Genomic DNA, 23,259 nt, shown 5'->3' on the forward strand with positions numbered 1-23,259 from the left:
TATAATCAATTCGTTGGGATCAATAAGTCATTATCGATCAAAAAATAGGTGGTCATCATATAGTAATATCAATCAGCTCACTACCTCGGCTGTTTTGAATGCGGCCAGTGAATGGCCCCCATTTGTGGGGAAATGGCGGGAAAGGTTAGTGTATTATTTACTCTACTACCTGTCTTCCCCACCTGAGAGCTCATTGTCATGGTTTGTAAGCAGTCAGGTAGTTAAACGTAGAGTGGCCCAGAAATGTGGTCTAACTCGGGGGTAAAACGGCATAAATAATCTGAAATGAGGAGATGATGATGCCAACTGTTTGCATTGCAGCCTATGTATATGGCGTAGTTCAGGGGGTGGGTTTTCGTTTTAGTACTCAACATCAAGCGACCCTCCGCAATATTACCGGGTATGCAAGAAATATGGATGACGGTGGCGTAGAGGTCGTTGCCTGCGGTGATGTGGAGGCAATAGAGCAACTGCTAACCTGGCTGCGACAAGGGGGGCCACGACAGGCTCGGGTGGATCGGGTGCTGATAGAACCCCGGGCTGAAGAAGTATTCGATGGCTTTAAGATTCGTTATTAAACCGACTGGCCGCAGGGGCCAGTGGTAGTATGGGAATAATTGTATCAGATGCATTTTACCGGTTTAGGTAAACCTGCAATTTTGGTCGCTTGTTTCGCAGGGCCTTTCGGGAAAAGGCGATACAGGTAGCGGCTGTTCCCTTTTTCTTCGCCGTATTTCTGCGACATGGCTTTGACCAGCATGCGAATAGCGGGGGAGGTATTGAACTCCTGATAAAAAGCCCGAACAAATTGTATAACTTCCCAGTGCGGCTCGGTTAATGTGATCTCTTCCTGCGCGGCAAGAATTGGCGCGAGTGCTTCAGACCAGTCATCACTATTTTTCAGGTAACCCTGAGCATCGGTATCAATTATCCGCCCTTCAAACTCCAACATACGGCCTCGATTATTCAAAAAAAACAAAATCAGCGGCTAATTTAGCAAATATTCCGCTGTATCCCAAAAATGTCTGTGATGGACAGTTGCTGGTGCGATACCCATATCTTGACGATGAAACGATATTTTTTTATCGGGATGATGATTAATTCGACGCTTGCCTCGGTGACGATGAATTTTTGCTCAATTAAACCAAATCAGACTTTACAAGCTATGTCGTGATGTTTATAGTGCGCCTCATTGCGGAGGGGTGGCCGAGTGGCTGAAGGCAACGGTCTTGAAAACCGTCGACGGGAAACCGTTCGAGAGTTCGAATCTCTCCTCCTCCGCCATCACTTCCTATTAATGTCTCAATACCTCAATACCTCAATACCTCAATACCTCAATACCTCACAGTCTCTTAGCGTGTAACTTCAATCTGATACGAAAATACTTCCTAAATATGACGTCAATGATGGTTTTTGCCATTCTGCCTGGATTATCTATCTATGGGGTTTTAAAAATGACTTATCCAGATGTTAGGTGGGGTAGTTTCTGGGATTCGGCTAGAAGAACGGGCTAAAAGAACAGCAGGTTATCAATGGTGTAATGTGTTAGGTAAACGACTCGTTTCACCCACATAACAATAAGTTAATTATGTGGGTGACGTCCTCCGGGACATAGGTTGTTCATTGGCAATATCAGCGGTACTGATTGTTAGCTGATAAATTCCGCCATACCGCCATTTAGCTGATACATTGCGCCAACAATTTTGATTTTTCCTTCGTTCTCTAGCCCACGCAGAATATCACTGCGCTCGCGGATATTTTTGATGGTATTCAGGACGTTGGTTTTTGCTACTGCGTCGACAAAATCATAGTTTTTACCTGACCGATCACCACTATATTCTGTGGCGGCAATCGCCGGTTTAATTTGGTCTAATAAACCGGTTAAATGCCCCAACTCCACATTATCAATCGCTCCACGAATGGCACCACAGGCGCTGTGCCCTAGCACTAACACGACTTTGGCTCCGGCTGCAGCGCAGGCGAATTCAAGACTACCCAGTAAATCATTATTGGCGATATTGCCGGCAACGCGACCATTAAAAGTTTCACCGATACCAGTATCGAAAATAATTTCAGCCGGAGCGCGGGAATCAATGCAACTCAGAATCACCGCTGAAGGAAATTGCCCGCTGGCACTGGCGCGCTTCTGTGCCAGATAATCATGTTGCTGCATTTTGCCACTGCGGAAACGGCTATTCCCATCTTTCAATCCCTGAATGATTTGATCGGGTGTCAGTTTGTCGCGTTCTTCTTTGGTTAATGCTGCGGCGAAGGTTATTCCGGGGCTAGCTAAGCCTATGACTCCAGTGATACTTAGCACCGACATACCGATAGCGGCTTTTAGTAACGACCGGCGTGGGTTGGGTGGTTTTTTTGATAAATCTCTGGTAGGAATTGATTCCATTTTTATTACCTCAGAGCAAATAAAAGCAGAGAACAAGGCTGGTTCGGTATAGCTATTAATAGCCACTATAAAATATAGTTTATTATTCGTACTGTTAGTGCGGGGGAACACAGCATTTTTGTATTGGGTTCTCTTGACTCATGAATGGGATAAACTTTCCAGCGACTTTGCCCAGTCATTTAATGGTTTCACTGGTTGTTTGACCGGTTTTTTGGCCGGTCAGGTTAGATTCTTGCCATTCAAATCACTAAACTCTCAATTAAATGGCTAACGCAGCAGACATGGATGGAGGCGATTGGGAGAATCCACAGGCAGAGTGCAATTGCCTGTGGCAGAGATTAGGCTTTATCGGTAATAATTTTCACCCCAACCTTACTGACGTGGTCAGCATCCATTTCGGCAATAGTCCAGGTTAATCCATCCCATTCGATCTGGTCACCAATAACCGGTTCGCCACCTAATAGATAGATAACAAAGTTCCCCAAAGTTTGCTGGCCATCGACCCCTTCTTTCAGATTAAGGCCATATATTTGCGAGATATCCTCGAGTTTTGCATCGGCTTCCAGAATGAAATCACCGAAGAAACGCTCATCCAATGTGATCGTTGGCGATTGGCTGAATAGTTTACCCAATGCCGGTAAATCATGTTCCTGGCCAATAACACACAGAATATCGCCTTCTTTTAAACGGGTGCTACCGGTTGGGTGCAGGAGGTCTTTGCCACGGAACAACGCGGCAATTCGGGTTCCCTGCGGCATCTTCAGGTCGCGTAGCGCCGCACCAATACACCATTTTTCCGAACTAAGCTGATAAATGAACTGTTCCCACTGGCGGTTCATATCAATATCCAGCCCAATGCGGGAAATCGGTGCCAGCGCTGGCGGTACTACCAGTTTGGTTTTTCTGGCGGCAAAGGACAGGCTAGTACCTTGTAGCAGGAGAGAGACCAGAACCACAAAGAATGCCACATTGAAAAACAGATGGGCGTTTGGTAGACCTGCCATCATCGGAAATACCGCTAAGATAACCGGTACTGCGCCGCGTAGACCGACCCAAGAAATAAAGATGCGCTCACGCAGGTTAAAACTGCGGAAAGGCAATAGCCCGATAAAAACGGAGAGCGGGCGGGCAAACAGAATCATCCAAAGTGACAGAATTAGCGCCGGAATGGCAATAGGCAGTAAATCACTGGGATTAAGTAACAGGCCGAGTACCAGGAACATGCCGATTTGGCTAAGCCACGCCAGCCCGTCAAAGGTTTGCAAAATACCTGAACGGTTGCGAATTGGCCGGTTGCCAAGCATCAGACCACACAGATAAACGGCCAGAATACCGCTGCCGTTGAGTGCGGTCGTTAGCGCAAAAATAAGAATACCGCCGCTGACGGCCAGCAATGGATATAGGCCGTTGGCCAGTTCGATACGGTTAATCAGTAATAATAACAGACTGCCACCGAGCAGCCCGATGACGATACCCAGGCCGAATTGCTGGAGTAAATGCACGATAAACATCCAGCTCAGGCTGGTTTCACCAGCGGAAATCATGGCAATCAGCGTAATGGTGAGGAATACCGCCATAGGATCGTTACTGCCAGATTCAATCTCTAGCGTGGCGCTGACGCGTTCGTTTAGGCCTTTGCCGCCTAACAAGGAGAACACCGCTGCGGCATCGGTGGAGCCGATGATCGCACCAATCAACATTCCCTGAATAATATCCAGATCAAATAACCAGGCGGCAGCCAGGCCGGTTAACCCGGCGGTAATCATGACACCAACGGTTGCCAGTGAGAGTGCAGGCCACAGTGCCACGCGGAACGATGAGGCGCGGGTGCGCATTCCGCCATCTAGCAGGATGACGGCTAAAGCCAGATTACTGACCAAATAAGCAGCTGGATAATTATCAAAAGGAATCCCACCAATCCCATCGCCGCCTGCCAACATACCAATGGCAAGAAAGATAACCAAAATTGGAATGCCCAAACGTGATGACAGTGAACTGAGTAAAATACTTGCGCCCACCAATACTGCGCCGATCAAAAAGAGACTATTGATAGTGGTCGCGTCCACGGTGGCGGATCTCCTGGTTAGTGGATAAATAACGGGATATGGATAAACGAGTTAATTATACACAGAAAAGCGCGGTTTATTATGAAAGATATGACCTAATTCAAGACGTTAAATCCGCATTTTTTTAACGGTTTATCTTCGTCAGTTAGAAATAAAAAAGTTTATCTTATTCAGGGAACATAGCGCTGGGCAGTTCTGGCGGGAAGAATACGAGGGTATTCACCCACACCACCCATGACGCAGTGGAGTGGGAGAAATACGGCAATTAAGCCTGGTCGAGGGTGGTTATAGTGCGTTTGAGCAACTCGGTGACCAAGGTTCGTTCCGGTTCTGGAATATCAGAAAAGGTCAGTTGTGAAAGCTCGGTTACCAGTACGCTGCGATCTTTTCCATTTATGGAGCTATCCAACGCGCTGCTAAGACGATTGACCAAGGCAAAAATGGCGGGGAACTCGGCGCTGATATCGGCAGGGCTCTTCCCAGTTGTGTCTGGTGTATTCATCACTAATCCTCTGTGTTGTCACTGCGAGTGAAACAAATCCCAATGACTGCTTCTCAGTACCAATGCCCAGTTTAACGGGCATACAGTGAGTGTTTTCGATCCCGCTCTCTGTATGAGGGTTGAACAGTGTAGTCGTTTTATGCCTCTAACGGTATGGTCACTTTCATATTACTTGGTAATAACATTATGCGATAAGCACATAGTGGAACTGTGCCGGCCAGAAAAGAGGAATGTCAGCAATGGAATGCGTAAGTGAATTTCATACAATAGCAATGCAATAGGCAACACGAATAGCAGGCCTAGAAAGAATCCCAGAGCATTATTATGAATGTGTGGCGTAATAAAGGCACCGTAAATCAAAGTCAAAGGATGATGAACCAGATAGATAAACAGTGACGCATTCACCAGATAGGTGACGCCGACAGACGAAAAATTGAGTAGGCGGTAGCCCAGCGAAAACACTACGTTAGTCATAGTGATGCCCATCAGCATTTTGATCATGATCTCCAACTCAGAGGAGTAATAAGTTGGCGTGTTGAGCTGCAGGTTGAAACAATAGGCGGCTAACAGGATAAGAGAACTGATTAACGCACCGTAGGAAAACTTTAGAAACAATTCTTTTAGCGCGGTGTATTTAAAACTGAATGCGCCCAGAATAAAAAATGGAAGATAGAACACTGTCTCCATCACCACAAAATTAAAGACGCTATTAAAAAGTAATTCTGGGTTAAGTATAAATATTATTCTGTGTATTCCCGAATAGAATAAAGAGAATACAAAGAAAATCAGTGAGATTTTTCCTAAACCATTCAGTTTATTAATCACACCAATGACGGAGTAGTTGATATTTTTAATCTTATTGAATAGATAAATTCCCATGATGGTTAGTAAGACCAGCGATAACAAAAACCACAGATGCGAAACACCTTCCCAAATAGCAATATTTATTTTTTGATAAAGTGTAAAAGAATCCCATTCCTGCAATTTATCCGTGTAATGTTTGAGCAGGAAAAATTGTGGCAGGGTAATCAGCGGGATTGCGGTTAGCAGCGGTATGGCGATTCGTTCCAGGCGAACTTTTAGCCAGCGGCGCTGTTCATAGCGTTCATAAAGCATAAAAGAGAAATAGCCGGAAATAACGAAGAAAACCTGCATACGAAAGGCGTGGATAACATCGTTCAGTAGCGTGAGTGACGACGATGGGATGCTGCTATTTACCGCCCAATGATGGCTGGAGTAAATCAGAGAAAGATGAAAAGGAATGCCCAACAGCATCAAATAGGCGCGAATAGCGTCCAGAAAGTATTCCCGTTGTTTAGTGCTTTTTTTCATAGATATTCACTACTTATTATAACATTTAGAATAACGCGCTTATTTTGCCAGCAATGCATAAAGCCGAATGTAAAACCCTACTATAGTGATTAATATTTTTCCATAGCGTATTCCAATGGGGCTTGATAGGCTTATGATTAGCTCGACGTTTAAATAATAGCCATAAACATAAAATCAGGATTTATCATATTGTCGCAAGACAGGATAATCCATTAATATTGAGTTAAGAATTTAAGCACCCGTACAGGGGGAATTGTGCCAGTTAATATTTTATCTAAAGGCCTTTATGCGAATCACGCTAAATGGCTGAGTGTTGCTTTATTGTTATCTTTTTTCTCTTCAGCGGCTTCGGCATTTACTTTGGAGGATGTGGCAAAACAGGCCCAGAGTCTGGCGGGTAAAAGTTATGAAGCACCAAAGAGTAACCTGCCATCGCAATTCCGCGAAATGAAATTTGCCGACTATCAACAAATTCAGTTCAATCACCAGAAGTCTTACTGGAATAAACTGAAAACACCTTTTAAGTTAGAGTTTTATCATCAGGGGATGTATTTTGATACGCCGGTGCAAATCAATGAAATCACCGCCAAGCGTGTTACACCGATCAAATACAACCCAGATTATTTTAATTTTGGAACCGTGAAACACGATCCTGATGCCGTCAAAAAACTCGGTTTTGCCGGGTTTAAAGTGCTTTATCCGATTAATCAAGCGGATAAAAATGACGAAGTGATGAGTATGCTCGGTGCCAGTTATTTCCGCGTGATTGGTAAAGGGCAGGTTTATGGTTTGTCTGCGCGCGGCTTGGCGATTGATACCGCACTGGCTTCTGGCGAAGAGTTCCCACGTTTCCGCGAATTCTGGATCGAACGACCAAAACCGAATGACAAACACCTGGTGATCTATGCGTTGCTGGATTCGCCACGCGCCACAGGTGCCTATCGTTTCACCGTTTATCCGGGGCGCGATAGCACGATAGATGTACAGGCTAAGGTGTTCCTGCGTGACAAAGTCGACAAACTGGGTATTGCGCCATTGACCAGTATGTTCCTGTTTGGGGCGAATCAGCCGTCAAAAGTGCTGAATTACCGCCCAGCATTGCATGACTCCAATGGTTTATCGATTCACGCCGGAAATGGTGAGTGGATTTGGCGACCGTTGAATAACCCTAAACACTTGTCCGTCAGCACTTATACCATTGAGAATCCGAAAGGCTTTGGTTTGCTGCAACGTGGGCGCGCATTCTCCCAGTATGAAGATTTGGACGACCGTTATGACTTGCGCCCAAGTGCCTGGGTAGAACCGCGTGGTGATTGGGGTAAAGGCAAGGTGGAGTTGGTGGAAATTCCTACGGCGGATGAAACCAATGACAACATTGTGGCTTTCTGGTCACCGGATGTATTGCCAGATGCCAAACATTCGTTGGATCTGAACTACCGCCTGCACTTCACCCGCGACGAAGATCAACTGTATTCTAATGAAGTGGGCTATGTAAAACAGACTTTGCGTTCTACCGGTGATGTTAAACAGTCGAATTTGATTCGTGAGCCTGATGGCAGCGTAGCGTTTCTGATTGACTTTATCGGCCCAGTATTCAGTTCTCTCGACCAGAATACCGCGCTGACTCCTCAGGTCAGCATTGATGATAACGGAGAATTGCTGGAGAGCAGCATTCGTTACAACCCGGAAACCAAAGGCTGGCGTTTAACACTAAGAGTTAAAGTGAAAGACGCGAAAAAACCGATAGAAATGCGGGCTGCACTGGCTAACGGTGACAAGACTCTGACGGAAACCTGGAGCTATCAGCTACCTGCCAATGAATAAGTCAACTTATGCTTTACAGGATTATATCGCTGCCTTGCCTCTGACTGCTGAACAGCAGCAGGCATTACGGGCGGCATTGCCTGATGATGATCGGGATGCGCTGACACAGTTGCATCGTCAACTGGCAGCAGGTCAGTCAGAAAATGGCGACTTAGCGGTAGAAGAGGCGGCGCTGGCTTCGGTTAAAGCGCGGTTACTGGCTGCTTGGCCGGATGCGCTGGAGGGGGGTAAGAAATTGACCACGGATGCCGAAGGGCGCACGGTGATCACGGCCACACCGCCCATCGTGCGTTCACGCATGTTTCCCGAAGCCTGGCGTACCAATCCGGTCGCGCGTTTTTGGGATTCACTGTTGGGGCGCGGCGTGGTTTCTCGTGCCACAACGCCAGAACAGGCCGATGCAGAACGTCAGTGGCGTACGGTAGGATCGATACGTCGCTATATATTGTTAGTGCTGATATTGGTACAAACCAGCATTGCGACGGTATACATGAAAAGCATTCTGCCTTATCAGGGCTGGGCGCTGATCGATCCGATAGAAATCTGGAACCAGAATTGGCAGCAGTCGATAGGGCAGTTATTGCCTTATCTGTTACAGACTGGAATTTTAATCCTGTTCGCCATTTTGTTCTGCTGGGTTTCTGCTGGATTCTGGACTGCGTTGATGGGTTTCCTACAGTTGTTGATTGGTAAGGATAAGTACAGTATTTCTGCCAGTATCACCGGTAAGGAACCGCTGGATCCTACCCATCGTACCGCGTTGATCATGCCGATTTGTAACGAAGATGTAGAACGGGTTTTCGCCGGTCTGCGCGCGACTTATGAATCGGTTGCTGCAACCGGGCAGTTGGAACATTTCGATATTTACGTATTGAGTGACAGCTACGATCCAGATATTTGTGTTGCCGAACAGCAAGCCTGGTTGGAACTGTGTCGCGACGTTGAGGGCCATGGCAAGATTTTCTATCGCCGTCGTCGTCGTCGGGTCAAGCGTAAAAGCGGCAATATCGATGATTTCTGTCGTCGTTGGGGCAGCCAGTATAGCTACATGGTGATACTGGATGCCGACAGTGTGATGAGCGGCGAATGCCTGACCGGTTTGGTGCGCCTGATGGAAGCTAACCCTAACGCCGGAATTATTCAGTCCGCGCCCAAAGCCTCGGGAATGGATACACTGTATGCGCGGATTCAGCAATTTGCTACCCGAGTTTACGGCCCGCTGTTCACCGCCGGCCTGCACTATTGGCAATTGGGAGAATCACATTATTGGGGTCATAACGCCATTATTCGCGTGAAACCCTTTATTGAACACTGCGCATTGGCACCGTTACCAGGAGAAGGCTCTTTCGCTGGTTCCATTTTGTCGCATGATTTTGTTGAAGCCGCATTGATGCGTCGAGCGGGCTGGGGGGTGTGGATTGCCTATGATTTACCGGGCAGTTATGAAGAGTTGCCACCTAACTTGTTGGATGAACTGAAACGTGATCGCCGCTGGTGTCATGGTAACCTGATGAACTTCCGCCTGTTTTTGGTTAAAGGTATGCATCCGGTTCACCGGGCAGTATTCCTGACTGGCGTGATGTCTTATCTATCGGCTCCGCTGTGGTTTATGTTCCTGGTCTTGTCTACGGCGTTGCAGGTGGTACATACGTTGATGGAACCGCAGTATTTCCTGCAACCACGCCAGTTGTACCCCGTGTGGCCACAGTGGCGCCCAGAGCTGGCCATCGGCCTATTTTCTACCACTTTGGTTCTGTTATTCTTGCCTAAGTTGCTAAGCATTATCCTGATTTGGGCTAAGGGGGCGAAAGAATACGGCGGTAATATTCGTCTGTTACTTTCTATGCTACTGGAAATGCTGTTCTCGGTGCTTTTGGCTCCGGTTCGGATGTTATTCCATACGGTCTTTGTGGTCAGCGCGTTCCTTGGTTGGTCGGTACAATGGAATTCGCCACAGCGTGATGATGATGCGACGCCATGGAGTGAAGCGCTGGTGCGTCATGGCCCGCAAATGTTACTGGGGCTGATTTGGGCTGGTGGCGTTGCATGGCTGGATCTGCGTTTCCTGTGGTGGTTGTCGCCGATTGTTTTCTCGCTGATCCTGTCGCCGATAGTGTCGGTGCTATCCAGTCGTAGAACCTTGGGTATGGCCAGCAAGCGAGCCAGGATCTTCCTGATTCCCGAGGAATATAATCCACCAAGTGAATTGGTTGCCACGGAACAATATTTGTTACTGAATCGCCAACATGCCTTGGCTGACGGTTTTTTACATGCGGTGATGAATCCGTCACTCAATGCGTTGGCCAGTGCGATGGCGACGGCACGCCATCATGCGCGTGACATTATCGATCAGGTGCGGACGCTGCGGGTGAGTGAGGCGCTGAGTGGCGGGCCAGAGAAACTGACCAAGCTACAGCGTTTGGAATTACTCAGCGATCCGGTCATGATATCCCGCCTGCATCAGCAAGTTTGGCAACAGCCGGAAGTCTATGCACAGTGGGCGGAATTTTATCGCCAGTTACCGCAGAATGAAAAGGCCATGCCTCGCTAGCTTATCCTCATATTCTTCAGTCATTATCATGGGCAATGTGTTCTGCACATTGCCCGTTTTACGTTATTCATGCCTCACGAACGAGGTTAACGCTCCACTTGCCAACGGCCTTTCATCTATGCGTAAAACGGTACTACTTTGCTGTTGCTTATCGGTGAGGTTTTCCAGGATATTATCGTGCTGTAATGGCAGGATCGCTGGATAGTCATTAGGGTTAGCCAGTCTGATCTTTATAATCAACCACGCTATTTCAGATGGAATTTATCTATGCTGCCAGTCAATTCGGTCATGCGCGTTGCCAGACCGACGGATAATCTTGATGTTATCACTGAAATGTATTGTCAGGGTCTAGGTTTTCGCCTGCTGGGGAGTTTTGAGAACCATCAGGGATTCGATGGCAGAATTTTAGGGCACCCTCACCATACCTATCATCTGGAGTTTACTCATCATCGCGGCTCTGTTGTCAGTGGTGCGCCGACACAGGATAATCTGCTGGTATTCTATCTAGCGGATCAGGAAGAATGGCACGCACAGTGTCGAGATATGCAAACTGCCGGTTTTCAGATTGTAACCGCCTACAATCCTTATTGGGATATCAATGGTAAATCCTTTGAAGATATAGACGGTTATCGGGTGGTGTTACAGCAGCGTCCCTGGCCACTGTAAACGAGCATAAAAAAAGCCAACCTAACATCGGGCTGGCTATTTTTCCGCATCAGATGAAGCTACGCCGTTGGCGCGCTACCTTGGGTGTTATTCATCATCCGACGAATAGGTACAATCAGCAGAATCAGGATTGCGGCACAGATGACCAATGCAATAGAGCAGCGGGCAAACAGGGTTGGCAGCATATCCAACTGATCGGCTTTCACATGGCCACCAATCAGCCCAGCGGCCAGATTACCCAGCGCCGAAGCACAAAACCACAGACCCATAACCTGCCCACGCATTCTGTCTGGTGCCAATAGTGTCATGGTCGCCAGCCCAATCGGGCTAAGGCAAAGTTCACCCAGCGTCAGCATCAGAATACTGCCTACCAGCCAGAGCGGGGAAACCCCTTCACCCGTGGTCAGCACATGCTGTGCGGCCAGCATCATCACACCAAAACCGGCAGCGGCACAGAGAATACCGATAACAAATTTGGTAATACTGCTTGGACGGATGCTTTTTTTCGCCAGTGCAGGCCAGGCCCAGCTAAATATCGGTGCCAGCAGAATGATAAATAGGGCGTTAACCGATTGGAACCAAACGGTCGGGATTTCAAAACCCATCACCATGCGGTCAGTGTAATCATTGGCAAACAGGTTGAATGAGGTTGGTTTTTGCTCAAAAGCTGACCAGAAGAACGCGGCTGAAACCAGCAGGATAAAGCATACCAGCAACCGTGCTTTATCTTTACGGCTTAAACCAGCCAAGGCAAACAGATAGACAAAATACAGTGTGACCGAGGCTGCGATCAGGTAAACCAGTGTACCGGCAACCAATACCGGATTAATTACAATTACGCCTTGAGTAACCAGAATAACCACCGCAGTCAATGCAACCATGGCTGCACCAACCCACTTGGCGACATTCTTACGTTTGACGGTAGGGCGGTTCCAACTGGAATCCATACCGACTTCAGCATCATAGCGAGTCATGGACGGAATCACGAACATGCGAAAGGTTAATAATGCGACTAACATGCCGACGCCGCCGATGCCGAAGCCCCAGTGCCAGCCGTGGGTGCGCAATAGCCATCCTGATAGCAGTGGCGCAATAAAGGAACCCATATTGATTCCCATATAGAACAGCGAGAAACCGCCATCGCGACGAGCATCACCCGGTTTGTAAAGGGTGCCGACCATCACGGAAATACAGGTTTTGAACAGGCCGGTTCCCAAAACGATAAAGACCAGACCGATAAAGAACATCTCATTGCCGAAGAAGGCGGACAGGGCGATGGAAAGGTGGCCCAACGCAATCAGGATTGAGCCATACCAGACGGCCCGTTGTTGTCCTAGCCAGTTATCGGCCAGCCAGCCACCCGGCAATGAGGCGAGATACAAGCTACCGGCAAAAATACCGACGATGGCAGAAGCCTGTTCACGCGGCAGACCTAAACCACCGTCATAAACCGTGGCAGCCATAAATAGGATCAGCAGTGGGCGGATGCCGTAAAATGAGAAACGTTCCCACATCTCGGTGAAGAACAGCGAACTGAGGGGATAGGGATGGCCAAAGAATGTTTTAGTATTAGAAAATTGCATAAAGTCTTCCCATAGAAGTCGCCTATAAAAATTGGGCTGTGGTGTCAGTGAATCAACGTACCTGGTTCGCGTTAGTGCTGCCGTTGAGCGTCAGAGTTAAGGCAGTCACTAAAATAACGAATGATCGTTTTAACACTCTATATAATAGTATTTAACTCCATAATAACGTTGCTTTGGTTTTCTACGATGCTTATATCCCATTTTTTAGATGAAAAGTCGATATACATCTCGTTTTTTAGAGTTATATTTTTGCGTGAGGATGGTTTTTTGCCCCCGCTTTTTTAGTGATTGCCGTGAGCGGTGATGTTAACTTGTTTGTTGTTTTTTAAGGGATTATGTTGAGCGGTAAGAGGGTTTTTTACGTCTGTTTTTCAGCGGAATAAAAAAATCTTCAGTAAAAGAGAGTAAAACGTCGGTTTTAGGCGAATTGGGCAGGGTACTGGCGTTTTAATTAAGTCTATATGAGCTTTATTCAGCAAAAAACGTCGGCAAAAGTGATTTATCTCCTGCCGGAAAATGAGGATTGTCAGTGGGTGTTTTCCCGCCCTAAAGGGCGAGAATGGCGACTCTATGCAGGCCGTAATCATCCCGGCGACGTTTTATAACCCCTTGAGAGCGGTGAGTGAGTCAGACGTCATGGTTGGCGTAAATTCGATAACATCATAATGAGCAACGGCGTTAAATGGATCTTCTGCCAAAATAGCATCCAGTTCGTCACGTGGCAGCGCAATGGCAAAAATAACACCGCCGGTGCGCGGATTTTTACGTCCAGAGGCCAAAAATATGCCTTGGGCGTAATAGTGATGTAGCCAGGCAATGTGGGCATCCAGATGTACATCAACCTCTTCAACGGGCGATGATAAGTTAAATTAATAATATACATGGTAGGTCACTGTGGGAATAAGTTAAAGATAAACTCCCATGTTGATGGCTGATTGACAACCCTTTTAGCAAGGTTTTTGTTTGTAGACGATAGTTTGCGGATGAAAAACTTGGCTGGACGTTTGGGGTGACGCCGGTGTTCGGCACCGACGTCGATAAAGCCATTATTCATATAACCGTGGCGCGCCTGCGGGACGTGTTTTGAAGCGACGGTGGAGCCACATATATTGATCCGTTGCCTGCTGAATTTCATTTTCGATCACTTTATTCATAAAAGCAGCGGCGGCTACATCATTTTCCAGCGGGAAATCTTCCACTGCCGGTTGTAGCGTGAGTTGGTAACCTTTGCCATCAGGCAGACGGCGCGGTGTAAATGGGATTACCGCGGGGTTAGCCATGCGAACCAGCAGGTAAGTTCCGGTTGTTGTGGCGGCATCGTCCACGGCAAAAAGAGGGACAAACACGCTGCTACGTGGGCCGTAATCGTGATCCGGTGCATACCAGATAATCTCACCTTGCTTTAGGCTGCGAACCATACCTTTCAGATCTTTGCGATCCAGCATGGATTTATTTGACCGTAAACGCCCCCAAGTCTGTATCCAGTCCATGGCTTTATTATCATGAGGCCGATAAACGCCAATACCAGGGTTATAAATACCGAAGATACGTGCACCCAATTCCAATGTGAGGAAATGCAAGCCAATCAGCAGGACGCCCTGACCTTTTTCCCGCGCGGTGTTAATATGTTCCAACCCATTGATTTTACACCAGCGATTGATTCGCCAGTCTGGCCAGAACCAGGCCATTCCGGTTTCAAATAACCCCATGCCAACGGATTCGAAATTCTTGACCACTAACTGGTCGCGCTCCGCTTTAGACATCTGTGGAAAGCACAGCTCTAGATTTCGTTCGGTAATATAGCGACGGCGTTTGAGGAACCGCATGGAGAAACGCCCCAGAGAGGTACCCATGGCATAAATCATCGGGTAGGGCAGTAAAACCAGTAAGTAGAGGATACCTAGGCCTAACCATGTTGGCCAGTATCGCGGGTGCAGCAATGCACGCTTAAAAGAAGGAACTTGCATCGTATGCTCTCAGCTTCAGAGTGATCGTTTAAGACGGTGAATATTTACCTTATGGCTGTTATATCGGTGTTACCAGTCTTACTATCAATAGGTTTATCTACCGTTTAAGGTAGCTTATTGTGGCATTTTTGCGCCATAACGGGAAAACTGACAGCATTAAAACACCATCCAAGTCACCATTGCCGGTGATTTGTGCAGTTTCGCATCCAATCTGTCTATCAGACAGACAGGATTAGCACTAATTTTGGCTTATATTTATCAGACTAACAAATGCAGCCACACACTATAACCGGTTCTTACCGCTGTGTGATCCGCCAGTTTCAGGTATGATGTGCGCCGCGCGGGTTAACGCCTGCCATAACCGCAGTCCCACTGCTCAAATATCTATCAGTAACCTCTTCGAAAGACAGGAAAGTACACCATGCCAGTGTTACATAACCGAATTTCTAATGAGGAACTTAAAGCACGGATGTTGGCCGAGACCGAACCCCGTACCACAGTTTCTTTTTATAAATACTTCAATCTAGATGATGCCAAAGCATTCCGTGACCACCTTTACAGCCAATTTGTAACATTGGCTGTATTTGGCCGAGTGTATGTGGCGAAAGAAGGTATCAATGCGCAAATCAGCGTCCCGGCTAACCGCTACGAAGATTTTAAAGCGACGCTGTTTGCTTCGCATCCGGCGCTAGACCAGGTTCGCCTTAATGTGGCATTGGAAGATGATGGTAAATCCTTCTGGGTGCTACGAATGAAAGTACGCGAGCGCATTGTTGCCGACGGTATTGACGATGACAGTTTTAATCCAGCGAATGTGGGTCATTATCTGAAAGCGGAACAGGTCAATCAGATGATTGATGACCCCAATACGTTGTTTGTCGATATGCGTAACCACTACGAATATGAAGTGGGCCATTTTGAAAATGCCATCGAGGTGCCTTCGGATACGTTCCGTGAGCAATTGCCGATGGCGGTGGATATGTTGCAGCAAGCCAAAGACAAAAATATTGTTATGTATTGCACCGGCGGTATCCGTTGTGAAAAAGCCAGCGCCTATATGCTGCATAACGGCTTCAAAAATATTTATCATGTTGAAGGCGGTATTATCGAATATGCCCGTAAAGCCAAAGAGCAGGGATTGCCGTTAAAATTTATCGGTAAAAATTTTGTTTTCGATGAGCGTATGGGCGAGCGTATTTCTGACCATGTGATTGCCCATTGTCATCAATGTGGTACGCCTTGTGATGCACATACCAATTGTCAGAATGACGGATGCCACTTACTGTTTATCCAGTGTCCAACCTGTGCCGCCAAGTTTGACGGTTGTTGTAGCGAGATTTGCCGTGACGAATTACAACTGCCTCGTGAAGAACAGCGTGCCCGTCGTGCTGGCCGCGAAAATGGCGTGAAAATATTCAATAAATCAAAAGGATTATTACAAACGACCATGCACATTCCTGCACCTGAAAAATCCGACGACTAAAAAAACAAGCTAAAAGGATGAGTTTACGTTCAGCTCGGTAGCTATATTCGGTAAATTAAGTTTAATTTGAGGAATCGCTCTGTTATTTTCGATTCCTCATTTTTTTTATCATCATTTTCGATAATGGGCTTAATGCAAGGAAAAATTATGGTTACGCCGACAGTCAGCAATAAAGGTCTACGAATCGTCGCCATGTTGGCTATGCTGGTGGTGATTATGGCTGGAATTAAAGCGGCATCGCCGATCGTAGTTCCCTTCCTATTAGCCATATTTCTCTCCATCGTGTTGAATCCAGTCGTCAGGCTACTGCAAAAAATAAAAATCCCCCGCACGCTGGCGATAGTCCTATTAGTAACGATGATTATTCTTTTAATGTCATTCGTGGTGGGAATGCTCGGTAGCTCATTGAATGAGTTTGCTCGCTCGCTGCCGCAGTATCGCGGCGTGATGCTGGAGAAAATTCGCGAGCTGCATGAGTTTGCCGAACGTTTTAATATCAATATGTCGGTCGATGATGTGATGAAGTATGTTGATCCTGGCGCAGCGATGAATTTTGTTACCCGGCTCATTAGCCATCTTTCCGGTGCCATGACCGGCATTTTTCTGCTGTTGATGACTGTGGTCTTTATGTTGTTTGAGGTTGAGCGCTTGCCTTACAAACTGCAATTGATGTTTGATGACCCGATAAAAGGGATTGAGGTGCTACAACGCGCAGTCAAAGGGGTGACGCACTATCTGGTGATTAAAACCGTCATCAGCGTGGCTACCGGTATCGTAGTTTGGCTCTTTTTGGCATCAATGGACGTCCGCTTCGCCTTTATCTGGGGGCTGCTAGCTTTCTTACTTAATTATATTCCGAATATTGGTTCGGTATTGGCGGCTATTCCGCCGATTATTCAAGCATTATTGTTTAATGGCTTTGCTGATGCCCTGGTGGTTGCTGGCGGCTTTATTCTGATTAATCTGATTGGTGGTAACATCATCGACCCGCGCATCATGGGGAGAGGTCTGGGGCTATCAACGCTGGTGGTTTTCTTGTCACTGATTTTCTGGGGCTGGCTGTTAGGGCCAATTGGTATGTTACTCTCGGTTCCCTTGACGATTATCGCAAAGATTGCTCTTGAATTAACGCCGACGGGCCATAAGTTTGCGGTACTACTGGGTGATGGTCAGCCGGTATCTATTGAAACCGAGTCATAGGATAGAGTGTTTTGGGCGGAGTGGGGTGCGATAGTGGCCTCATTCTCCTGATAAGGTGAATCGGCGACTGGCCCCACTAGGTTTGCTACGATAAAAGCGCTAGGTATAGAAGACAAAGAAGTCAATATCCCGCCGCAGGAGGATCAACTATAGACAGATATTCAACACCAGATGTTGGCGTACCTTATTGATTAAAATTGAAAATAATTTATTGAGCATTGACGCCAACCAACCAGCGAAATCTGCAATAATTACAGTTAAATTTATTCTTGAAACAATCAGTTAGTGCTGTGACTCAGGGCGGGAAAATAATTGCATTCTCTACCTTTCTGGGTAATAAACGTAATGATATATCCATGCTGACAGTCGTAAGCCTCAGGTTTATTACAACAAAGATATTAACGCTATTAGTTAATAACATGAATTATTACGACGATTATTATGTAACTATAAAAATGGCAACTTAATTTAATAAACTATTGAAGTTGGACAAATAAAATAACCCGGCTATGCATCACCCATCGGACAAGAATGAAATGGGTCATCGCCGGATTTTTAATTCCATTAGCAGCAATAGAAAAGTTTTTACATTCAATGCTGAAAACTGATATTGAACAGAAAAATACGTTTAATAGATAGTGTGTAAAGATAGTTTGCCTATCTGACCCTTTTCTGGCGTCGGATGGAGAATGTAGGATTTTCTCAATACAAATATTTAAATACGTTATAAATAAAGCAGAGCTCAAGCCTGTTTCTGACTTTTATTTTTTCGGTAATGTGCCTTTTATGTGAATAGACGGTGCTATCACTGATATTCAGTTTTTTAGCAATGCGATAATTGGGCATTTCCGTCATCCAGTAGCACATCACTTTATGCTCCTGCGGACTGAATAACGATGATTGTGGTACGGTCTCCTGACGACGGTACAGGCCATCTGCGCTCTGCACATTAGTGATTGATTGTAATAATTCTGGTAAACGTCGTTTTGCCAATATGGATACAGACTCCGTTAAAGGGATGGGGGTATCACTGAAAGGATAGGAGGCATCCAGATAAATATACACTCTGGCTCGCGTACAGCAGGTGATAAATTGTTCCAATAATGGGCAGTGCCCACCGTATCGACAATATTGGGTTAGATTAACCATTATTATCGTAGGATCGAAATCATCAATAACGATGGTTGCTTGCTCAACTGTTGCTACATCCATTAAATTGACAGATGACATACTATTTAGGTATTTATTTACACCAGAGCGAGTGTAATAACATTCGTCGATGATTAATATTCTCATGGTGTTACATCCTTGTCTCACGCAACCATACCCGGTCGCAAACGCGAATAAGTTAATCCTCTGGCAGGTTGAGCGTCAATTCGGGAATCGCGATGAAAGTGTGTGGTATTTACGAATGGATAATGTGCGAAATATAATAAAATACAAAGTACATAGTAAAATAAATTAAACTAAATGTCAGGATAACATCTCCCATGACATCCTGATGTGACCGACATATCATGGGAAAATAACAATATGATAACGCGATGGCTAGTAAAAACGGCTGAGGGAAAAGGGTTTAATATCAATAGGTGATGGCTTATTTTGACCGAACAGTGCGGCAATTTCACCCAAGGCGGTGGCGAATTTGAAACCATGTCCGCTTAACCCACTGAACACCATGATTTTTTTACTTTCAGGCAGCGTATCGATGATAAAGTCCTCATCGGGGCTCATATCGTAACTACAAGCTGCACCGCGTAAACAGACACCAACACCGGGTAAATAATGACGTAAAAAGCTGAAAACTTCTGATCCATCCTCGGCAAAACTGCCAAAAGGCTTTCTTTGCTGCGCAGAGTTTATGGGTTGTCCACCATTATGCTTACCGATTTTCAGTTCGTCTTTCTTCGCGGGGAAACCGTAATAGTGAATATTATCGGGCGTTTCGACGGTAAATGCCGGGAAGTGATTCTCCTCGCTGTAACGGCCATCCGCGTGGTGCCAGGCAAATACTTTACGCAACGCTGTAACCGGCAGTGACGGCAGTAGTTTTTTCACCCAGGTTCCAGCAGTGACCACCACTTTTTTCCCACGATATGTGCCATCAATCGTGACGACATCAACGCCTTCATCATCGGGTTCAATAGCCGATACCGGGCAATTGAATAAAATGCCACAGCCGGCCGCCGTTACGGCTTTAATTAACGTCGCGACCGCCAGATCCGATTGCAGATAGCCAGATTTTGGTTCAAATACACCCAGGTAATCATCTGGAACGTTAAACAGCGGCCATCGTTCCTTCACCTCTTTACCGGTGAGTATTTGCACCGGTAAAGCAAATTTCCGGGCGCTTTCCTGTACATTTTTTAGGAACACTGAGTTTGCCGGGCCGAGATTAATCAAGCCACTGGCATGAAATAGCGCGGTTCCGGTTGCCGCAGACAAACTGTCCCACAGTGATTGCGCCCGTAAAACCAGTGGTACATATTTATCGCCTTCACCATAGGCATGGCGCATCAGTCGCGTATCACCATGGTGGCTACCGGATTGGTGTGGAGGCATGCCACTGTCGATCATCAGCACCTTCAATCCAGCCTGTGCGGCATAATAGCCCGCTGCGGAGCCAATGGAACCGCTGCCAACCACAATCAAATCATATTCCATGCTCTAGGACTCCAAGGGTAAATATCGTACATATTGTACCTTGCCTCATTCAACTGACAGATCGTAGTGAAGAACATCGTACTACGTTGAAGGCAATAATTAAGGGCATTAGTAATAGCACGTGTTGCAGGCTATCAAAAGAGGCGTATTGGGAGTAGCGAAGGAGAGGGCGAATAAAAAGGCACCGAATGAGGAGTCATTGGTGCCTAAAGTTTTTACCCTTGGTGTCACTAATGTTTGCGATGGTCAATATCTAAATAATCCGATGATTCGATCTTGGCAATGCCTGCTTCTAATATATTGATTAATTGGCGTGCGACATCGGTGGTCAACCAGAGCGTTCTATCGACTAAAGCATGCTCTGGTGACTGATCCACGGAAGACAGGTAATGAAGGCGTATCATCATGGCATTGTATGCGTCTACAGTGCTGATATCCCAGCCTACGAGCGGGTGAGTCTGAATAACTTCATCATTTCTGTCCATATAGACCCCTTATTAAGTAGTAACTAATTGAAGTAACTAATGAGGATCAATGCGGCTCATTATCAGGTGAGCTTTTTCAGTATACGCAACCAGATATATATTTGGCGAATATCGGTAAATCTTTACAATTTACTTTAGTCTGCTGCAAAAACGAACAATAACGTGGGCGGTGATGAATAAGCGAATAATTTGAGGAACACTCAGGGTAGAAACAAGTGATAGATGAAAACAAACTTTTCAACAGGCGAAAAAACAGGAAATAAAAGGCAAAAAAGCCGAGGAGCGACCCCCCGGCAAAAACAGCATGACAGTGAGTTATTCTGCGTCAAACCAATCGTCGGCGCTTTCCCAAATTTCTTGTAATATTGTCGAAATCAAGTCCTTGTCCGTTTTGGCTCCGCCTAAAACAGAGAGATTATTGGCTCCGGCATAGCGAACCGTCACAATTGTATCGGGGAATTGTGTATTGAGCCTTTTACTCAATTCACCGGTGAGTGCTTCAATTGCCCCGGCAAGAAGTTGGTTTTTTTTATCAATACTGACTTCAACACGCATGTTTGCCCCTCCTAATATCAATACTGTGTATTTATACAGTTAAATGATAAGGTCGGCAAGGGGCGAATGTAAGAATTGCAGGAAATAGGGAAGAAATGCGTTCTTCCCGTGGAGAATACTTAACCTTTCACCGACCAATTCAAGCTTTGTCCTGCCAGATAAGGAACGATGGATTCGTTACCCAGAGCGATCTCTTCTGGTTGAGTGAAGATTCTTTTCTCCAGCTCGACAAAATCTTCATTGATTGGCAAACCGTAGAAACGTGGGCCGTTCAGCGAACAAAAAGCTTCCAGATGTTGCAGCGCATTCAACTCCTCAAACACCGTAGCGTAAGAAGGTAGCGCGGAAGGCGCATTAAATACGCCAGCACAGCCGCAGGACGACTCCTTACGATGTCGGGCATGTGGTGCTGAGTCAGTGCCGAGGAAGAAACGATCGCTGCCGCTAGCGACGGCTTGACGCAATGCCTGCTGATGAGTACTGCGTTTGAGGATTGGGAGACAGAAGAGGTGAGGGCGAATACCACCGACCAACATATGGTTGCGGTTGAACATCAAATGCTGCGGTGTGATGGTGGCGGCCAAGAAACGATTGCCTGCCAACACATAATCAGCCGCATCTTTCGTGGTGATATGCTCGAAGACGATTTTCAGCTCAGGGAACTGCTGGCGAATAGGTTGCAGAATCTGGTCAATAAAACGCGCTTCCCGATCAAAAATATCCACGTCTGCAGCGGTCACTTCTCCATGAATCAGCAGCGGCATACCCAATTGTTGCATGCGTTCAAACAGAGGATAGATGCCCAGAATATTCGACACACCCTGCGTTGAGTTAGTGGTGGCATTGGCCGGGTAGAGTTTTGCCGCAGTAAATACGCCTTGCTCGAAACCGCAGGTTAATTCGTTGATATCCAGGGTATCTGTCAGGTAACACGTCATCAGTGGCGTGAATTTATGCCCCGCAGGTACGGCAGCAAGAATTCGCTCACGGTAAGCAATGGCGCTACGTATCGTCGTAATTGGTGTCGCCAGATTAGGCATGACTATCGCACGACCAAATACCTCACTGGTATAAGGGAGCACTCTGGCAAGCATGTCGTCATCCCGCAAGTGGATATGCCAATCGTCAGGGCGGTGAATTTTCAGAGTCTGGGATTGTGCAGTCATTTGGCTAGCTCCACTGTGATAATAATTTCGGGGTTGGATGCTGGTACAAGAGTATTTCCGGCGGGGTATAAGGATAAGCGGAAAGCGCGCCTGATGCATCTGATTGTTCTGGTTAAGTTGAAAACAGTTAAAAAAAGGCATCTTATAGAGAAGGCATTCCGTCGATGAACTCGATGGGGTTAACGCATTATTAGCCATCTTTAGGGCTGAATGTTAAGTAGGAGAGAGAATAATGGAAGTGCGCATTATCGCTAGTTTGATTGCAAAACCTGATTTTTTTGAAGATGTTAAAGAGATTTTACATCAAATAATCGAGCCAAGTCGTGCGGAAAGCGGCAATCTGCAATACGATCTTCATCGTGATATTGATCAGCCAAACACCTTTGTTTTCTTCGAGCGCTGGGCGTCTGAAGATGCTGTGCAAAAACACAATAAAACTGCTCATTTCCAGCAATTTGTCGCTCAACTTGATGGCAAGTTAGATAGTCTCGATATCAAGAAATTGAAGCAAATCGCCTGATACCTCCATGTTCTAATACTGTGTTATTTCGCGGAATTTTTTTAGCGAAATAACACAGTGCTGATTGTCTTATCTTACTTCCGCTTATATTTTCCCTGACATGGGAGCCATCCGCATCGTTCCAGCTTTGCTACTGATTGTATTGAAACGGTAAAATTGAAATAAGAAAGAATTAGCCGATACAAACAGCATAATTTCTCAAGATAAAGCCGCCTTGCAGAGCAATGGTGCTCGTCAGATGCAGTAGTGAATGTACGGTGTGAATACGGCCGAGATGTGAGTATTCATACT

19 protein-coding genes, 1 tRNA gene and 1 pseudogene are annotated in these 23,259 nt (G+C 46.3%); 8 read left to right on the plus strand and 13 right to left on the minus strand.

Features of this window, described 5'->3' with window-relative positions; genetic code table 11:
- Nucleotides 1-299 precede the first annotated feature (299 nt).
- Nucleotides 300-578, plus strand: coding sequence for an acylphosphatase (yccX, locus tag DJ39_RS09715; protein ID WP_038241587.1), 279 nt, complete (start codon nt 300-302; stop codon nt 576-578).
- 44 nt (nt 579-622) lie between these two features.
- Here yccX and tusE read toward each other — a convergent pair whose 3' ends face one another.
- A complete protein-coding gene (gene tusE / locus DJ39_RS09720) occupies nt 623-952 on the minus strand; it encodes a sulfurtransferase TusE (protein WP_004718948.1) in 330 nt (109 codons plus the stop codon).
- 244 nt (nt 953-1,196) lie between these two features.
- On the opposite strand from tusE, the gene DJ39_RS09725 reads away from it, so the two are divergent.
- Nucleotides 1,197-1,284, plus strand: a tRNA-Ser gene (locus DJ39_RS09725).
- Nucleotides 1,285-1,648: 364 nt separating this feature from the next.
- Here DJ39_RS09725 and DJ39_RS09730 read toward each other — a convergent pair.
- The 4 genes from DJ39_RS09730 to mdoC form a co-directional block, all read right to left on the minus strand.
- Nucleotides 1,649-2,404: a carbonic anhydrase gene (locus DJ39_RS09730; protein WP_049687757.1), complete on the minus strand. Its 756-nt coding sequence runs from the start codon at nt 2,402-2,404 to the stop codon at nt 1,649-1,651.
- Between the two features lie 338 nt (nt 2,405-2,742).
- The gene (locus DJ39_RS09735; protein ID WP_038241590.1) at nt 2,743-4,470 is read right to left on the minus strand and encodes a potassium/proton antiporter; all 1,728 of its coding nucleotides are present in this window, start codon (nt 4,468-4,470) and stop codon (nt 2,743-2,745) included.
- 265 nt (nt 4,471-4,735) lie between these two features.
- Nucleotides 4,736-4,972, minus strand: a complete 237-nt coding sequence (locus DJ39_RS09740; RefSeq protein WP_004718957.1) for a hypothetical protein — start codon at nt 4,970-4,972, stop codon at nt 4,736-4,738.
- A 168-nt stretch (nt 4,973-5,140) separates the two neighbouring features.
- Nucleotides 5,141-6,304: a glucans biosynthesis protein MdoC gene (mdoC, locus tag DJ39_RS09745; RefSeq protein WP_004718959.1), complete on the minus strand. Its 1,164-nt coding sequence runs from the start codon at nt 6,302-6,304 to the stop codon at nt 5,141-5,143.
- 306 nt (nt 6,305-6,610) lie between these two features.
- Here mdoC and DJ39_RS09750 point away from each other — a divergent pair, with 306 nt between their 5' ends.
- From DJ39_RS09750 to DJ39_RS09760, 3 genes are all read left to right on the plus strand, one after another.
- Nucleotides 6,611-8,128, plus strand: coding sequence for a glucan biosynthesis protein G (locus DJ39_RS09750; protein ID WP_256466075.1), 1,518 nt, complete (start codon nt 6,611-6,613; stop codon nt 8,126-8,128).
- Nucleotides 8,121-10,679: a glucans biosynthesis glucosyltransferase MdoH gene (gene mdoH, locus DJ39_RS09755; protein ID WP_045844033.1), complete on the plus strand. Its 2,559-nt coding sequence runs from the start codon at nt 8,121-8,123 to the stop codon at nt 10,677-10,679. The genes DJ39_RS09750 and mdoH overlap by 8 nt, the downstream gene beginning before the upstream one ends.
- A gap of 267 nt (nt 10,680-10,946) precedes the next feature.
- Nucleotides 10,947-11,345 (plus strand): VOC family protein, encoded by a 399-nt coding sequence (locus DJ39_RS09760; RefSeq protein ID WP_004718967.1) that lies wholly within the window; start codon nt 10,947-10,949, stop codon nt 11,343-11,345.
- 59 nt (nt 11,346-11,404) lie between these two features.
- Here DJ39_RS09760 and DJ39_RS09765 read toward each other — a convergent pair whose 3' ends face one another.
- The 3 genes and pseudogenes from DJ39_RS09765 to DJ39_RS09775 all read right to left on the minus strand — a co-directional run bounded on the left by DJ39_RS09765 (nt 11,405) and on the right by DJ39_RS09775 (nt 14,895).
- Nucleotides 11,405-12,928, minus strand: coding sequence for a peptide MFS transporter (locus DJ39_RS09765; RefSeq protein WP_004718968.1), 1,524 nt, complete (start codon nt 12,926-12,928; stop codon nt 11,405-11,407).
- 599 nt (nt 12,929-13,527) lie between these two features.
- Nucleotides 13,528-13,811, minus strand: a pseudogene (locus DJ39_RS09770) (YciI family protein).
- 163 nt (nt 13,812-13,974) lie between these two features.
- Nucleotides 13,975-14,895, minus strand: coding sequence for a Kdo(2)-lipid IV(A) acyltransferase (locus DJ39_RS09775; protein WP_038241599.1), 921 nt, complete (start codon nt 14,893-14,895; stop codon nt 13,975-13,977).
- A gap of 421 nt (nt 14,896-15,316) precedes the next feature.
- Between DJ39_RS09775 and trhO the strand changes: the two genes are divergently transcribed.
- Nucleotides 15,317-16,378: an oxygen-dependent tRNA uridine(34) hydroxylase TrhO gene (trhO, locus tag DJ39_RS09780; RefSeq protein ID WP_004718975.1), complete on the plus strand. Its 1,062-nt coding sequence runs from the start codon at nt 15,317-15,319 to the stop codon at nt 16,376-16,378.
- Nucleotides 16,379-16,525: 147 nt separating this feature from the next.
- Nucleotides 16,526-17,578: an AI-2E family transporter gene (locus DJ39_RS09785; RefSeq protein WP_038241601.1), complete on the plus strand. Its 1,053-nt coding sequence runs from the start codon at nt 16,526-16,528 to the stop codon at nt 17,576-17,578.
- A 702-nt stretch (nt 17,579-18,280) separates the two neighbouring features.
- Here DJ39_RS09785 and DJ39_RS09790 read toward each other — a convergent pair.
- From DJ39_RS09790 to pyrC, 5 genes are all read right to left on the minus strand, one after another.
- Nucleotides 18,281-18,874, minus strand: coding sequence for a LuxR C-terminal-related transcriptional regulator (locus DJ39_RS09790; RefSeq protein WP_038251333.1), 594 nt, complete (start codon nt 18,872-18,874; stop codon nt 18,281-18,283).
- Between the two features lie 252 nt (nt 18,875-19,126).
- Entirely contained in the window at nt 19,127-20,242 is a 1,116-nt protein-coding gene (gene solA / locus DJ39_RS09795) for an N-methyl-L-tryptophan oxidase (protein WP_004718980.1), read from the minus strand.
- Between the two features lie 230 nt (nt 20,243-20,472).
- The gene (gene bssS, locus DJ39_RS09800) at nt 20,473-20,727 is read right to left on the minus strand and encodes a biofilm formation regulator BssS (RefSeq protein WP_038241611.1); all 255 of its coding nucleotides are present in this window, start codon (nt 20,725-20,727) and stop codon (nt 20,473-20,475) included.
- A 315-nt stretch (nt 20,728-21,042) separates the two neighbouring features.
- Nucleotides 21,043-21,282, minus strand: a complete 240-nt coding sequence (dinI, locus tag DJ39_RS09805; RefSeq protein ID WP_004718983.1) for a DNA damage-inducible protein I — start codon at nt 21,280-21,282, stop codon at nt 21,043-21,045.
- A 119-nt stretch (nt 21,283-21,401) separates the two neighbouring features.
- Nucleotides 21,402-22,448 carry a dihydroorotase gene (gene pyrC / locus DJ39_RS09810; protein ID WP_004718984.1) on the minus strand — a complete coding sequence of 349 codons (1,047 nt, stop codon included), beginning with the start codon at nt 22,446-22,448 and terminating at the stop codon, nt 21,402-21,404.
- Nucleotides 22,449-22,680: 232 nt separating this feature from the next.
- On the opposite strand from pyrC, the gene DJ39_RS09815 reads away from it, so the two are divergent.
- Complete coding sequence (locus DJ39_RS09815) at nt 22,681-22,968, plus strand: putative quinol monooxygenase (protein ID WP_004718987.1); 288 nt, start codon at nt 22,681-22,683, stop codon at nt 22,966-22,968.
- The last annotated feature ends 291 nt before the right edge of the window (nt 22,969-23,259 follow it).

The organism is Yersinia ruckeri ATCC 29473 (assembly GCF_000754815.1).
GTDB lineage: Bacteria > Pseudomonadota > Gammaproteobacteria > Enterobacterales > Enterobacteriaceae > Yersinia > Yersinia ruckeri.